The 14,156-nt window shown below is 64.2% G+C and carries 13 protein-coding genes; 11 read left to right on the top strand and 2 right to left on the bottom strand.

The window, feature by feature from the left end; all coding sequences use genetic code 11:
• Positions 1–63 precede the first annotated feature (63 nt).
• Together J7E80_RS05170 and sdhC are read right to left on the bottom strand one after the other, a co-directional pair.
• Positions 64–540 carry a succinate dehydrogenase hydrophobic membrane anchor subunit gene (locus J7E80_RS05170; RefSeq protein ID WP_215050416.1) on the bottom strand — a complete coding sequence of 159 codons (477 nt, stop codon included), beginning with the start codon at positions 538–540 and terminating at the stop codon, positions 64–66.
• A gap of 3 nt (positions 541–543) precedes the next feature.
• Positions 544–924, bottom strand: coding sequence for a succinate dehydrogenase, cytochrome b556 subunit (sdhC, locus tag J7E80_RS05175; protein WP_215050417.1), 381 nt, complete (start codon positions 922–924; stop codon positions 544–546).
• A 259-nt stretch (positions 925–1,183) separates the two neighbouring features.
• On the opposite strand from sdhC, the gene J7E80_RS05180 reads away from it, so the two are divergent.
• The 11 genes from J7E80_RS05180 (at position 1,184) to J7E80_RS05230 (ending at position 14,110) form a co-directional block, all read left to right on the top strand.
• Positions 1,184–2,317, top strand: coding sequence for a mannose-1-phosphate guanylyltransferase (locus J7E80_RS05180; protein WP_215050418.1), 1,134 nt, complete (start codon positions 1,184–1,186; stop codon positions 2,315–2,317).
• A gap of 60 nt (positions 2,318–2,377) precedes the next feature.
• Positions 2,378–3,583 (top strand): amidohydrolase, encoded by a 1,206-nt coding sequence (locus J7E80_RS05185; RefSeq protein WP_215050419.1) that lies wholly within the window; start codon positions 2,378–2,380, stop codon positions 3,581–3,583.
• A 480-nt stretch (positions 3,584–4,063) separates the two neighbouring features.
• On the top strand, positions 4,064–5,170 hold the full coding sequence (locus J7E80_RS05190; RefSeq protein WP_251036481.1) for a BMP family protein: 1,107 nt from the start codon (positions 4,064–4,066) through the stop codon (positions 5,168–5,170).
• A 164-nt stretch (positions 5,171–5,334) separates the two neighbouring features.
• Positions 5,335–6,915, top strand: a complete 1,581-nt coding sequence (locus J7E80_RS05195; RefSeq protein WP_215050421.1) for an ABC transporter ATP-binding protein — start codon at positions 5,335–5,337, stop codon at positions 6,913–6,915.
• Positions 6,908–8,338, top strand: a complete 1,431-nt coding sequence (locus J7E80_RS05200) for an ABC transporter permease (protein WP_251036482.1) — start codon at positions 6,908–6,910, stop codon at positions 8,336–8,338. The genes J7E80_RS05195 and J7E80_RS05200 overlap by 8 nt, the downstream gene beginning before the upstream one ends.
• The gene (locus J7E80_RS05205; protein WP_215050422.1) at positions 8,335–9,663 is read left to right on the top strand and encodes an ABC transporter permease; all 1,329 of its coding nucleotides are present in this window, start codon (positions 8,335–8,337) and stop codon (positions 9,661–9,663) included. Before J7E80_RS05200 ends, J7E80_RS05205 begins: the two co-directional genes overlap by 4 nt.
• Positions 9,663–10,103, top strand: a complete 441-nt coding sequence (locus J7E80_RS05210; RefSeq protein WP_215050423.1) for a cytidine deaminase — start codon at positions 9,663–9,665, stop codon at positions 10,101–10,103. Before J7E80_RS05205 ends, J7E80_RS05210 begins: the two co-directional genes overlap by 1 nt.
• Positions 10,100–11,413, top strand: coding sequence for a thymidine phosphorylase (locus J7E80_RS05215; RefSeq protein ID WP_215050424.1), 1,314 nt, complete (start codon positions 10,100–10,102; stop codon positions 11,411–11,413). The genes J7E80_RS05210 and J7E80_RS05215 overlap by 4 nt, the downstream gene beginning before the upstream one ends.
• Positions 11,414–11,417: 4 nt before the next feature.
• A complete protein-coding gene (locus tag J7E80_RS05220) occupies positions 11,418–12,035 on the top strand; it encodes a DedA family protein (RefSeq protein WP_215050425.1) in 618 nt (205 codons plus the stop codon).
• A gap of 102 nt (positions 12,036–12,137) precedes the next feature.
• Positions 12,138–12,863 carry a DedA family protein gene (locus J7E80_RS05225; RefSeq protein WP_311380765.1) on the top strand — a complete coding sequence of 242 codons (726 nt, stop codon included), beginning with the start codon at positions 12,138–12,140 and terminating at the stop codon, positions 12,861–12,863.
• A 98-nt stretch (positions 12,864–12,961) separates the two neighbouring features.
• Positions 12,962–14,110, top strand: coding sequence for an adenosine deaminase (locus J7E80_RS05230; RefSeq protein ID WP_215050426.1), 1,149 nt, complete (start codon positions 12,962–12,964; stop codon positions 14,108–14,110).
• The last annotated feature ends 46 nt before the right edge of the window (positions 14,111–14,156 follow it).

Here is a 14,156-nt window from a genome sequence, read left to right on the forward strand (position 1 = left end):
GGGCGGGCTGAGGCCTGCGCCGCAAAGTGATGCCCGCCGGTAGGGGCGGGCAGCCGCAGCTCGCTACGCGGGGCAGAAGCCACCGGGGAGCTGGACGCCGTCCACTACCGGGCACGGGTTGAAGGTGAAGATCACCAGGGTGCCGAGGATGATGATGACGGCGGTGGCGGCATAGAGGACCATCTTGAGCCAGAAGCGGGTGGAATCCTTCTCGGCGTAGTCGTTGATGATGGTGCGAACGCCGTTGGTGCCGTGCAGCATGGCGAGCCACAGCATGGCGAGGTCCCAGAACTGCCAGAACGGGTCAGCCCACTTACCCGCGACAAAGCCGAAGTCGATGGCGTGGATGCCTTCGCCCACGAGGAGGTTAACGAAGAGGTGGCCGAAGATCAGAACAACCAGCACCACGCCGGAGAGGCGCATGAACAGCCAGGCCAGCATTTCGAAGTTGCCACGGGAACTGCCGGTCCGGCGGTACTCCGGGGCAATCTTGCCGCTGGTGTCTTTGCTGCGCGGGGACGGAATCTGCGTTGCGGTCATGGCTTAGTGACCTCCGAGTGCGAGGGAGAGGTGGCGGATGGAGAAGGCCACCATGGTGACGATCCAGAGTCCGAGCACGGCCCAGAGCATCTGGCGCTGGTACTTGGCACCCTTCTTCCAGAAGTCGACGGCAATGATCCGCAGGCCGTTAAAGGCGTGGAACACAATCGCTGCGACAAGGCCCGTTTCACCCAGGGCCATCAGCGGGTTCTTGTAGGCACCGATCACCGCGGTGTAGGCCTCCGGCGACACCCTCACGAGGGAGGTGTCCAGCACATGGACTAATAAGAAGAAAAAGATCACAACACCGGTGATGCGGTGTCCTACCCAGGACCACATGCCTTCACGGCCGCGGTACAAGGTGCCAGCTGGTTTCGTCGGCACTGAATAAACCTCCCTGCAACACAGCGGCGCTGGCACGGGATCCATGCGGGGGGAACGCCTGCTGTGAGAGCACTCGTAGCTCAGGCCTAAATCTAGGCTTCGCTCACAGCTTATTCAATTCAGGAGTTCCTTGCTGGGCGCCTCCTGCAAGGTTTTTTCGGTTTTTTTGAGACAAATGCCACATTATCTTCCCTCTGTGTCCGCCCCGCCTGTCCAGCCGACGGGGCACCTTGAGGGTCGTCGGCTAAAGTATGCCGTGATGAGTAAAGACAAAGTGATAAGCCAGGATTCACCTCTCAGCCGTTTTATTGCTGTGATTCCGGCAGGCGGTGTGGGGACCCGCCTTTGGCCTCTGTCGCGTGCAGCAGCTCCCAAGTTCCTTCATGACCTCACCGGCTCGGGCAGCACGCTCCTGCGCGCAACGTATGACCGGCTGGAGCCCCTTGCAGGCAATCAGGTCCTCGTGGTTACCGGAAACGCGCACCGTGCAGCCGTGTGCCACCAGCTGCCCGAGGTCCAGGACGGCGACCTCGTGCTCGAAAGTGAGCCCAAAGACTCCGGCGCCGCCATTGGCCTGGCTGCCGCCATCCTGCACCAGCGCGATCCGGACACCATCATGGGATCCTTCGCGGCCGACCACGTCATCAGCCCGGACGATCTCTTCCAGGCGGCGGTCCGGGAAGCCATCCACACGGCCGCAGCCGGCAAGATCGTCACCATCGGCATCAAGCCCACACACCCCTCCACGGGTTTTGGTTACATCCGGTCCGGCGCCTCCCTGCGCATCCCTGGCGCGCCCAGCGCTCAGGCTGTGGTGGAGTTCGTGGAAAAGCCTGACGAGGAAGTCGCCCAGCAGTACGTGGACAGCGGCGAGTATGTCTGGAACGCCGGCATGTTCGTGGCGCCCGTTTCCCTCATGCTCAAGCACCTCGAGGCCAACCAGCCGGAGCTGTACACCGGCCTGCAGGACATCGCCCAGGCGTGGGACACGCCTCGCCGGGACGAAGTCACGGCCCGGATTTGGCCCACCCTGCCCAAGATCGCCATCGACTATGCGGTAGCCGAGCCTGCGGCGGCAGCCGGGGACGTCGCCGTCGTGCCCGGGACTTTCCGCTGGGACGACGTCGGTGACTTTGCCTCCGTGGGCCGGCTCAACAGCGCCAAGGAAGTGGACGAGGTCACCGTTCTCGGCGAGGGCGCACGCGTCTTCACCGAGAACGCCAGCGGCGTGGTGGTCTCAGACACGAAGCGCGTTATTGCGCTGATCGGAATCAAGGACGTGGTCATTGTGGACACCCCTGATGCGCTGCTTGTCACCACCAAGCAGCACTCCCAGAGGGTGAAGCAGGCCGTGGACGCACTCAAGGCCAAAGGCGACACTGACGTTCTCTAGCAATCCGTAACGCGGCGAAGGCGATGCCGTTAATTTTTCGGGCATCGCTAGAGTTGTGGTGTGCGCAATTACACTACTGAAGCTGAGCCCACCGAGCTGGTGGGGCCGTGGCTGGAGCCGCTGCTGCCGGAACTGATCGAATTCCGACGGGATCTGCATGCGCACCCAGAGCTGTCATTCAAGGAGTTCCGGACCACGGACAAGCTCGTGGAGCGCCTGGAGGAGGCGGGTCTCGAGCCGCGCCGCCTCGACGGCACCGGCCTCACCGTGGACGTCGGCGAGGGCCCCATCGCCACCGCGCTGCGCGGCGACATCGACGCCCTGCCGATCATCGAGGAAACGGGATTGCCGTTTGCCTCGAAGAACCACGGTGTAACCCACGCCTGCGGGCACGACGTCCACACCGCCACCATGCTGGGCATCGCCCTGGTGCTGCACCGCATGCACCGGGAATCCCCGCTCGGCGGGACTGTCCGGATCATCTTCCAGCCAGCCGAGGAAACCATGCCGGGCGGTGCCCACTCGTGCATCGAGCAGGGAGTGCTGGAGGGCGTGCCCCGCATCCTGGCGCTGCACTGTGATCCGCGGATCAACGTGGGAAAAATCGGTACGCGCATCGGTGCCATTACGTCGGCATCGGACACCATCAAGATCGAACTCAGCGGACGAGGCGGCCACACGTCCCGCCCGCACCTCACGGAGGACCTGGTTTTCGCCCTCGCCCAGATCGCGGTGACCGTCCCGGCCGTGCTTTCCCGCCGGGTGGACGTCCGCAGCGGCGTGTCCGTCGTCTGGGGCCAGATCAACGCCGGTTCGGCGCCGAACGCCATCCCGGGCACAGGGTACATGTCCGGCACCATGCGCTGCCTGGACCGGGATGCCTGGCACAGTGCGGGGGAACTCCTGGATGAAGTGGTCCATCAGGTGGCCGAGAACTATGGCGTGGATGTCCGGCTGGAACATACCCGCGGCGTGCCCCCGGTAGTGAACTCGGAGCACGAGACGGCCCTCATTGAGGCCGCAGCCCGGGCCGAAATCGGCGAAGGCGCTGTGGTCCTCACCCCGCAGTCCATGGGCGGCGAAGACTTTGCCTGGTTCCTCGCCGAGCTGCCGGGCGCCATGATGCGGCTCGGCACGAAAACCCCCGGCGGCGAAGAGTACGACCTCCACCGGGGAGACTACATCCTCGACGAGCGGGCCCTCGGCTACGGCATCCAGGTCCTCACCGCCGCAGCCCTCCGCACCATCCGCGACCTCGAGGCCTAGCCGGACCAGCGCGAAGAGCCGCGAACTGGCAGCTAATGCCCGCAAATCTGAAATTTGCGGTCATTAGCTGCCAGTTCGCGCTCTTCTTTGCGCACACTGCCGCCCTTCACGACGCGCACTGACACGCATGTACTGACACCCGGCGCACTGACACGCATGCGCACTAAAACCCATGCACTGACCCCATGGATCTGCTCGACGGCGGGAACACCGGGAAGATACTCGTCCACCTCTAAGAGTGCGCCAGGAGGAAAAAGCAGGCGGGCCTACTCGTAGGTAACAAGTTCTCAACAATCTTCAGTTTCCGCTTCGGATGTGTTATCCCGGCGTGGCGCAGGACACTACAGTGGCTTTCATAAGTGCGCCTCGGCGCAGTGCTGCGAAACCGTCAGTGAAAACAGAATTTCAATGTGGAGCATTAGAAACGGACACTCATTGAATCTCCGTCGTGGCGCCTATCTCTTTCTTCCTGGAGGAAATTTGAAGAACTCACTGCGTGCAAACGTCAAGCGCGGTTCCCTCGCCGGCGTGGCTTCCGTTGGTGCGGCTGCCCTGTTGCTGACCGGCTGCGGCCCTGCACCAGAAGCGGGCAGTCCGACCGCCACGGCCAGCGACTACACAGGCTGCATCGTCTCCGACTCCGGCGGATTCGATGATCAGTCGTTCAACCAGTCGTCCTACGAAGGCCTCAAGAAGGCTGAGAAGGAGCTCGGCATCAAGGTCCAGCAGGTCGAGTCCAAGACCAACAACGACTTCGAGCCGAACCTGCGGGCCATGGTCTCCGCCGGGTGCGACCTCACAGTGACTGTCGGCTTCCTCCTCGGCGACGCCACCAAGAAGCAGGCCGAGGCCAACCCGGACAGCCACTTCGCCATCATCGACTTCGGCTATCCAAAGCCGATCGCCAACGTCAAGCCGATCATCTACGACACGGCGCAGGCTGCGTTCATGGCCGGCTACCTGGCCGCGGCCACCTCGAAGACCGGAACGGTTGCCACCTTCGGCGGCGTCAAGATCCCCACCGTCACCATCTTCATGGATGGCTTCGCCGACGGCGTGAAGTACTACAACGAGAAGAAGGGCAAGGACGTCAAGCTCCTCGGCTGGGACAAGGCCAAGCAGGACGGCAGCTTCACCGGCGACTTCGAAAAGCAGGACAAGGGCAAGCAGCTGACCCAGAACTTCCTGGACCAGGGTGCGGACATCGTCATGCCCGTTGCCGGCCCGGTGGGCAAGGGGGCCGGTGCGGCGCTGAAGGAAGCCAAGGCCGCAGGCAAGGACGTCAAGCTCATTTGGGTTGACTCCGACGGCTTCCTCACCGCACCGGATTACAAGGCCATCATGCTCACGTCTGTCATGAAGCAGATGGGCTCTGCCGTGGAGACTGTCGTCAAGGAAGACAAGGAGGGCAAATTCAATAATGAGCCCTACGTCGGCACGCTCGCCAATGAGGGTGTCCAGTTGGCCCCGTTCCACGACCTTGATTCGGCTGTTCCCGCTGACGTGAAATCCGAGCTGGACCAGATCAAAAAGGACATCGTCGACGGCAAGCTGAAGATTGAGTCCGCAGCCAGCCCCAAGGCGTAACTTCCTCCGCCAAGCGCCACCGCCCGGATGGTCATCGACTGCACGGGAGGTGGCGCTTTTCGTTGGGCGCATCCGTCTCAGCCAGGACTGCAGGCACTAGGCTGGTGCTGCAGCCACATATCCCGTCCGGACTGTTCCCGGACGCAACGAGATTGGTCAGAGTTTTGAAACTTGAACTCAAGGGGATCACCAAGCGCTTCGGCTCACTCCTCGCCAATGATCACATAGACGTGGTTGTTGAACCCGGACAGATCCACTGTCTGCTGGGTGAAAACGGAGCCGGCAAGTCCACCCTGATGAATGTCCTGTACGGGCTGCACGAGCCCACCGACGGCGAAATCCTCATCGATGACAAACCCGTGAACTTCCGCGGACCCGGAGATGCCATGGCTGCCGGGATCGGGATGGTGCACCAGCACTTCATGCTGGTGCCGGTATTCACGGTCGCCGAAAACGTGGCGCTCGGCGCGGAGTCCACCAAGACCGGCGGCTTCCTGAATCTGGAGGACACCCGCCGCAAGATCCAAGAGATCTCGGATCGGTACGGGTTCGACGTCGACCCCGACGTCCTCGTGGAGGACCTCCCGGTGGGGGTCCAGCAGCGTGTCGAAATCATCAAGGCGCTCGTGCGGGACGCCAAGGTGCTGATCCTGGATGAGCCGACGGCGGTGCTGACGCCCCAGGAGACCGACGAATTGCTGGACATCATGCGCCAGCTCAAGAGCAGCGGCACGTCCATCGTCTTCATTTCCCACAAGCTGCGGGAGGTGAAAGCCGTGTCCGACATCATCACGGTCATCCGCCGCGGCAAGGTGGTGGGGAGTGCTGATCCCGGCACCTCGACCACGGAACTGGCCTCGATGATGGTGGGCCGCGCGGTGAGCCTCACGCTGGACAAGGCGCCGGCCCAGCCGCAGGAAACCACGTTCGAGGTTAAGGACCTCACCGTCATCGCCCCCAACGGCCACCACATTGTGGACGGCATCAGCTTCAGCATCGCCCGGGGGGAGATCCTCGCCGTTGCCGGAGTCCAGGGCAACGGCCAGACCGAGCTCACCGAGGCGATCCTCGGTTTGCAGGAGCGCGTCAGCGGCTCCATCCTGCTCGATGGAAAGGAACTCCGGGGCCGCAGCGTCAAGGAAGTCCTGCACGCCGGCGTCGGCTTCGTGCCCGAAGACCGCAAGGTGGACGGCTTGGTGGGCACGTTCTCCGTGGCCGAAAACCTGGTCCTCGACCTCTATGACAAACCCCCCTTCGCCAAGGGCATCAGCATGAGCCCAGCGAAGATTGTGGAGAACGCCAAGTCCCGGATCGGCGAATTCGATGTCCGCACCCCGTCGGCCGCTGCCGCCGCTGGAACACTCTCGGGCGGCAACCAGCAGAAAGTGGTGATGGCCCGGGAGCTCTCGCGGCCGCTGCGGCTGTTCATCGCCTCCCAGCCGACCCGCGGCGTCGACGTCGGCTCCATCGAATTCCTGCACCGCCGCATTGTGGCGGAACGGGACAACGGCACGCCGGTCATGATCATCTCCACCGAGCTGGATGAAGTCATGGAGCTCGCGGACAGGATCGCCGTGCTGTACAAGGGAAAGCTCGTGGGGATTGTGCCCGCTGGAACAGGGCGCGATGTCCTGGGCCTCATGATGGCTGGGCTTTCGCCTGATGAGGCGGCGCATACGGACCAGCTCCACCACAGCCCTGAACCGACGTCCACCTCCCGCGCCGAAGGAGGCGACCATGACTGACCAGCACGAGCCAGACCAGCCTGACGGCAAGCCCGCAGGCTCCCAGACTGACAGGCACGACCCTGACAGGAACGACACAGACAAGCCCCACCCTGACAGGCACCATGTGCCGAAACCCGCCGACGAGGAGACCGCCGCCGTCGTGTCACTGGACACCGCCGGCGGAGCCATGGAACCTTCAGCGGTTCCAGCCACGGCCCAGAGCGGCAAGATCCCGGGCGGACCGGAAACGCTCGTCCGCAGGATTTTCACCGGCAGCGGCATGGTCTCAGTCCTGGCTGTATTGCTCGCCCTGGTCCTCGGCGGGCTGCTGATCGCCCTCACCGACAAACAGGTCGGAGTCACGTCAACGTATCTGCTGGCCCGCCCCACCGATTTCCTCGCAGCCGTGGGGAATGCCGCCACCCGTTCCTACGTGGCTCTGTTCCAGGGCTCGGTGTTCAATCCGCGCAGCTCCGGCAGCGGTGGGCAGTTCGCCCCGCTCCTGGAAACCCTGACCATCGCCACGCCGCTGATCACCGCCGGTCTGGGCGTCGCCCTTGCCTTCCGCGCCGGTCTGTTCAACATCGGTGCGCAGGGCCAGATCATCATGGCCGGTATTCTGGCGGCGTGGGCAGGGTTCGCACTGCACCTCCCCGCCGGCCTGCATCTGCTGCTGGTCCTCGTCGCCGGTATCATCGGCGGCGCGGTCTGGGGTGGAGTGGTGGGGTATCTCAAGGCCCGCACCGGAGCGCACGAGGTCATCCTCACCATCATGTTCAACTACATTGCGCTGTACCTGCTGAGGTATCTGCTCAATACCCCGGCATTCCAACGGCCGGGGGAGTCCAACCCGATCTCCCCGATCCTGGACGCCACCGCCGTCTACCCGCAGATCTTCGGCAGCCAGTACCGGCTCCACCTGGGTTTCCTCCTGGCCGTCGCCACCACGGTCTTCGTGTGGTGGCTTCTCAACCGCTCCACCGTCGGCTTTGAATTCCGGGCCGTCGGCGCCAACCCCAAGGCAGCGCTGACAGCAGGCATCAACGTTTCCCGGTCCACGATTCTGGTCATGGCCATCGCCGGGGGCCTCGCCGGGCTGTCCGGCGTGGCCCAGGTCGCCGGCACCGAGAAGGTCCTCACTGACGGGGTCGCCGCCACGTACGGCTTCGATGCCATTACCGTGGCTCTGCTGGGACGTTCGACGCCGTGGGGGACTTTCGCGGCCGGCCTGCTGTTCGGCGCCTTCCGCGCCGGAGCCGTCCAGATGCAGATCCAGACCGGAACCCCGATCGACATCGTACTGGTGGTCCAGTCGCTGATCGTCCTCTTCATCGCGGCTCCGCCGCTGGTGCGGGCAGTCTTCGGGCTGAACCCCCGGCGCAGGAAGCAGGCAACCGTCGGCAAGCCCAAAACGGCAGCAACCACCGGAGGCGCAGCGTGAGCACAACAGCAACATCGCCGCAGCCGGGAAAGCCGCAGGCGCGCACCCCGCGGCCGGCTGAGGAGGGCCGGCAGGCAACATCGGCGAAGCCCGTCACTTGGAAAACACCGGTCCTTCTGGCGGCACTGGGAGTCGTGGCCTTCATCTTCTTTGGCCTCATGGGCCCCAATCAGACGGCGCGCTTCGGCCTGTCCTCCAGCGGCGACTTTTTCCAGCTGCCGGCGCTGGCGGTCCCGGGGTTCCTGGGCGGCATCGTCCTGTCGGTTCTCATGCTGGGCCTGGCCGGCTATGCCGTGTACCTCAAGCTGAAGGACCAGGCGGCGCCCCGCTGGCTGCCTGTCACATTCATCGTCCTCTTCGTGGCAGCCTTCCTCATCTGGGTGGTGGGCGGCGCCCGAACCCCCAGCATTTCGCTGGCCGGCCTCATCGCCGGTTCGGTGACACTGGCCGTGCCACTCGTGTTCGGTTCGCTCTCCGGCGTGCTGTGCGAGCGCGTGGGCGTGGTGAACATCGCCATTGAAGGCCAGCTGCTGGGCGGAGCGTTCACCGCGGCCATGGTGGCCAGCATGACGAGGAACCCCTTCATCGGGCTGTTGGCAGCGGCGGTGGCGGGCGCCGTCGTCTCCATGGTTTTGGCACTGTTCAGCATCAAGTACCTCGTCAACCAGATCATCGTAGGCGTGGTCCTGAACGTGCTCGTCTCCGGTCTGACAGGCTTTCTTTTCAGCACCGTGATGCAGGCGGACAAGGCGACGTTCAACTCCCCGGGCAGGCTCCCCATCATCGACATCCCCGTGCTGTCCAGCATTCCGGTGATCGGGCCCATCCTGTTCAAGCAGTCCGTGGTCGGCTACCTGATGTATATTGCGGTGATCGTGGTGTGGATCGGGCTGTTCAAGACCAAATGGGGCCTGCGGGTCCGCGCGGTCGGCGAGCATCCCCAGGCCGCGGACACCATGGGCATCAAGGTGAACGCCACGCGCTTCTGGAACGTCACGCTCGGCGGCGCCATTGCGGGAATCGGCGGTTCCTTCTTCACCCTGGTGGCGATCGACAGCTTCACCAAGGAAATCTCCGGCGGGCGCGGCTTCATCGCCCTCGCCGCGCTGATCTTCGGGCGCTGGAACCCCATCGGCGCGTTCTTCGCCGCCCTGCTGTTCGGTTTCGCCGACAACCTGCAGAGCATCGTGACGATCATCGGCACACCGGTTCCCAGCCAGTTCATGGCCATGCTTCCTTACCTCGTGACCGTTCTGGCGGTGGCCGGGCTTGTCGGCAGGTCCCGGCCACCGGCCGCCAGCGGCATTCCGTACGTCAAGGGCTGATGGCTGTGGAACAAGAGCGGGATTCCGCCTCCGGAAGCGACACGTCCGACGTCGACTGGCCAGCCCTGGAGGCAGCCGCCGTCAGTGCTATGAACAACGCTTATGCCCCCTATTCGAAGTTCCCGGTGGGGGCGGCGGCCGTCACGTCGGATGGGCGGATCGTGAGTGGCTGCAACGTGGAGAATGCCAGCTACGGCCTGACGCTGTGCGCCGAATGCACACTGGTGGGACACCTCCAGATGACCGGCGGCGGGCTCCTCCGTGCATTTTATTGCGTCGACGGCGGCGGCAACGTGCTGATGCCCTGCGGCCGCTGCCGCCAGTTGCTGTATGAATTTCGGGCTCCGGGAATGGAACTCATGACCACTCAGGGAATCAAGACCATGGACCAATTGCTCCCCGACGCATTTGGTCCTCAGCACCTGGAGGAGACACGGTGAACCAGAAGACCGAGGCGTTCGACGCCGTCGACATCATCCGTACCAAACGTGACAAGGGCGTCCTGAGCCCCGAACAGATCGACTGGACCATCGATGCCTACACCCGCGGCGTCATCGCCGATGAGCAGATGGCAGCGCTGAACATGGCCATCCTGCTGAACGGCATGGACAGGTCGGAGATTTCCCGCTGGACCGCCGCCATGATTGCCTCCGGTGAACGCATGGACTTCTCCGGCCTCCGGCGTCCCGACGGCGGCGTGAAGGCCACGTGCGACAAACACTCCACTGGCGGGGTGGGGGACAAGATCACCCTTCCGCTCGCACCGCTTGTTGCTGTCTTCGGCGTGGCTGTACCCCAGCTGTCCGGTCGCGGGTTGGGCCACACGGGTGGCACCCTGGACAAGCTGGAGTCCATTCCAGGCTGGCGCGCCGCACTGAGCAACGAGGAAATCCTGGCCCAGCTCCAGGACGTCGGGGCCGTGATCTGCGCGGCCGGTGCGGGCCTGGCGCCCGCTGATAAGAAGCTGTACTCACTCCGGGACGTCACCGGGACCGTGGAGGCGATCCCGTTGATAGCCTCCTCCATCATGAGCAAGAAAATCGCGGAGGGCACGGGCTCCCTGGTGCTGGACGTCAAGGTGGGCAGCGGCGCCTTCATGAAGGACGAGGCCAGCGCCCGGGAGCTGGCAGAGACCATGGTGGCCCTCGGCCACGACGCCGGCGTGAACACCGTTGCCCTCCTGACCAACATGTACACGCCCCTGGGCCTGACGGCGGGGAACGCCATCGAAGTGGAGGAATCCGTCGAGGTGCTGGCCGGCGGGGGTCCGGAGGACGTCGTCGAACTGACGGTCCGGCTGGCCGAGGAGATGCTGGCCTGCGCAGGCATCCATGATGCCGATCCTGCCGCCGCACTGAAAGACGGCCGGGCGATGGACGTCTGGAACCGAATGATTGAGGCGCAGGGCGGCGACCCGATGGCGAAGCTGCCCGTGGCGAAGGAGTCGGAGACCATTTATGCCCCGGCTGACGGTGTCCTCGTGGAACTGGATGCGCTGGCAGTCGGAGTGGCAGCATGGCGGCTCGGTGCCGGCCGCGGCCGCAAGGAGGATGCGGTGCAGGCGGGTGCCGGCGTGCGCATGCATGCCAAGCCCGGCGCTTTCCTGCGCGCGGGGGAGCCGCTCATGACGCTGCTCACGGACACGCCGGAGAGGTTCGCCCGCGCCAAGGAGGCCCTGGACAACGCGGTCACCCTTGCCCCGGAGGGATCCCGCCCGGCACAGCGGCTCATCATCGACCGCATCGCGTAGTACCGTGCAGGCCATCAACGACTTCATTCTGGCCGCCGCAGGGCAACCCTGGGTCCTGTTCATTGTCCTGGCCTGCTGCTTCATTGACGGATTCTTTCCGCCCATCCCCAGTGAATCGGTGGTGGTCGGCCTGGCCGCGGTCGCCTCAACGGCGGACGTCCCAAACCCGTGGCTCCTCACGGGCATCGCGGCGCTCGGGGCGTTCACAGGTGACAACACCGCCTATCTGATCGGCCGCGGCGTCGGCACGAAGCGCTGGCGCTGGATGCGCGGGCCACGCATGCAGCGGGCGTTCCGCTGGGCCGGCCGGGAACTCAGGAAGCGTCCGGCGTCGTTGATCCTCGTGGCGCGGTTTGTTCCGATTGGCCGGGTGGCGGTCAACCTGACCGCAGGGGCCACACATTACTCCCACACACGGTTCGTCGGGCTGACTGTGCTGTCCGCGACCCTGTGGGCAGGCTACTCGGTGGCCATTGGATTGTTTTTCGGCCAGTGGTTCGAGGAAAACCACCTGCTCGGGGCTGCCATCGCGATCCTCTGCGCAATTGCGCTGGGCATCATGGTGGACATTGTGATCAGCCGGCTGCGTGCTCGCATTCCCGATCCATTCACGGAGGTGTGATTTTCCCTAACGGGGCGTAGCGGACTATGCTCCGGCCATGCGACACTGAAGAGCGATTTACGTCACTTATTGTTTTTGTCATTGCCAAGGAGCAACAGCCGCGTGGAGTTTATTAATGAGGCCGTGCTCCATGCAGCGGGTCAATGGTGGATTTACCCGATTTTGCTGGTGTTCTTTTTCGTGGACGGCTTTGCCATGGTCGTACCCAGCGAAACCCTTATCGTTGCATTGGCGGCGTTTTCCCGGCACAGTGGCGAGCCGAATCTTTGGATTCTGGGGTTCACGGCACTCGTCGGTGCAATGGCCGGTGACAACATGGCTTACCTCCTTGGCCGGAAGATCGGTCTGAACCGCTGGAAGTGGATGCGCAGGCCGAAAGTCCAAAAGGCCTTCAACTGGGCGCGTTATGAGCTGGAGAAGCGCGGCGCCGTCCTGATCTTCACGGCACGCTATATCCCCTGGGGACGCGTGGCTGTCAACTATGTTGCCGGCACCACCGGATTTCCGCGCCGCCGGTTCTTCGTGCTGGATGCGGTGGCGTGCGTAACCTGGGTCGGGTATTCAGTCGGTATCGGAATCCTCGCCAGTTCCTTCCCCTGGCTGCACCACAACCCGCTCCTGGGCGCGGGCATCGCCGTCGTGTTCGCCGTCATCCTCGGCATCATCATCGACCACCTGCTGCGCTGGTGGCACAAGCGGCTCGGCCGCAACGACGCCTTGCGGGCAGGTACGGCGGAACCTGTAGGCGGCCATGGGGTGTCCGACGCGGGGCGGTGCTCTGCCGCGCTGCCGGTTGCGGCAACCGCTGACGCGGAATCAGGCAGCTAGGCGGCATCCGCCACACCAGGCGCACCACCTCACACCCGCAAAATCCGGCCCTAGTAGCGCCGTTGGCATTGCGCGCGGTCCAACCCTAGAGTTGGTACGTGACTGAGCCAATCGTTGACGCCGCCCCTGCCCTTGATTTCGACCTGAAGAGCCTTCCCAAGGTATCCCTTCACGACCACTTGGACGGGGGTCTCCGCCCGGCAACCATCATCGAACTGGCGGATGCCGTTGGCCACACCCTCCCGTCAACCGACCCCGCTGCGCTGGGGGAGTGGTTCCGAGAGTCCGCAAACTCCGGCTCCCTGGTCCGCTACCTCGAGACCTTCGACCACACCATTGCCGTGATGCAGACCAAGGAAGGCCTGTTCCGGGTCGCCAAGGAATTCGTGGAGGACCTCGCGGATGATGGCGTGATCTACGGTGAAGTTCGCTGGGCACCGGAGCAACACCTCCAGAAGGGCCTCACGCTCGACGAAGTCGTGGAGGCCGTCCAGGAGGGCCTCGAGGCAGGCGTGGACGCGGTGGCCGAAAGCGGCCGCGAAATCCAGGTGGGCCAGCTGATCACCGCAATGCGGCACGCCGACCGCGGCCAGGAGATCGCCGAGCTCGCCGTCCGCCACCGCGACAAGGGTGCTGTCGGCTTCGACATTGCAGGCGCTGAAGACGGCTTCCTGCCCTCGCGTTTCCGCGGCGCATTCACCTACCTGGCAGAAAACAACTTCCCCACGACAATCCATGCGGGCGAGGCCGCCGGCCTGGCCAGCATCCAGTCTGCCCTGGTGGATGGCCGGGCGCTGCGCCTTGGCCACGGCGTGCGCATCGCCGAGGACATCCTGGTGGAGTTCGAAGATGCCGAAGGCTCAGGGGACGACGACGATGACAACGTAGGCATCGTAACCCTCGGCAACCTGTCCAGCTGGGTCCGCGACCGCGGCATCCCGCTGGAAATCTGCCCGTCCTCGAATCTGCAGACCGGAGCTGTTGCCAGCTTCGGTGACGGCATCGAGAACCACCCGCTGGACATGCTCTACCAGCTCGGCTTCAACGTGACCATCAACACCGACAACCGTCTCATGAGCGGCGTGACGCTGACCGACGAGTTCGAGCTGCTGGTCGAGACCTTCGACTATGACCTCGACGACCTGCTCGAACTTACGCTCAACGCCGCCGAGGCCTCCTTCCTCCCGCTCGAGGAAAGGGAAGCCCTGGTGGAGTACATCAACGACGCCTACGCCAACCTTGGCTGACAATCCCGGGAAAGACGTAGGGGAGCTGGTTGGGGTTATTGCTGCC

This window comes from Arthrobacter sp. ISL-28 (assembly GCF_018613875.1).
GTDB lineage: Bacteria > Actinomycetota > Actinomycetes > Actinomycetales > Micrococcaceae > Arthrobacter.

What these genes read in the sequence shown, in the direction of transcription:
- J7E80_RS05170 (WP_215050416.1), bottom strand. Translation starts at nt 540, where the DNA reads ATGACCGCAACGCAGATTCCGTCCCCGCGCAGCAAAGACACCAGCGGC.
- J7E80_RS05180 (WP_215050418.1), top strand. Translation starts at nt 1,184, where the DNA reads ATGAGTAAAGACAAAGTGATAAGCCAGGATTCACCTCTCAGCCGTTTT.
- J7E80_RS05200 (WP_251036482.1), top strand. Translation starts at nt 6,908, where the DNA reads ATGACTGACCAGCACGAGCCAGACCAGCCTGACGGCAAGCCCGCAGGC.
- J7E80_RS05210 (WP_215050423.1), top strand. Translation starts at nt 9,663, where the DNA reads ATGGCTGTGGAACAAGAGCGGGATTCCGCCTCCGGAAGCGACACGTCC.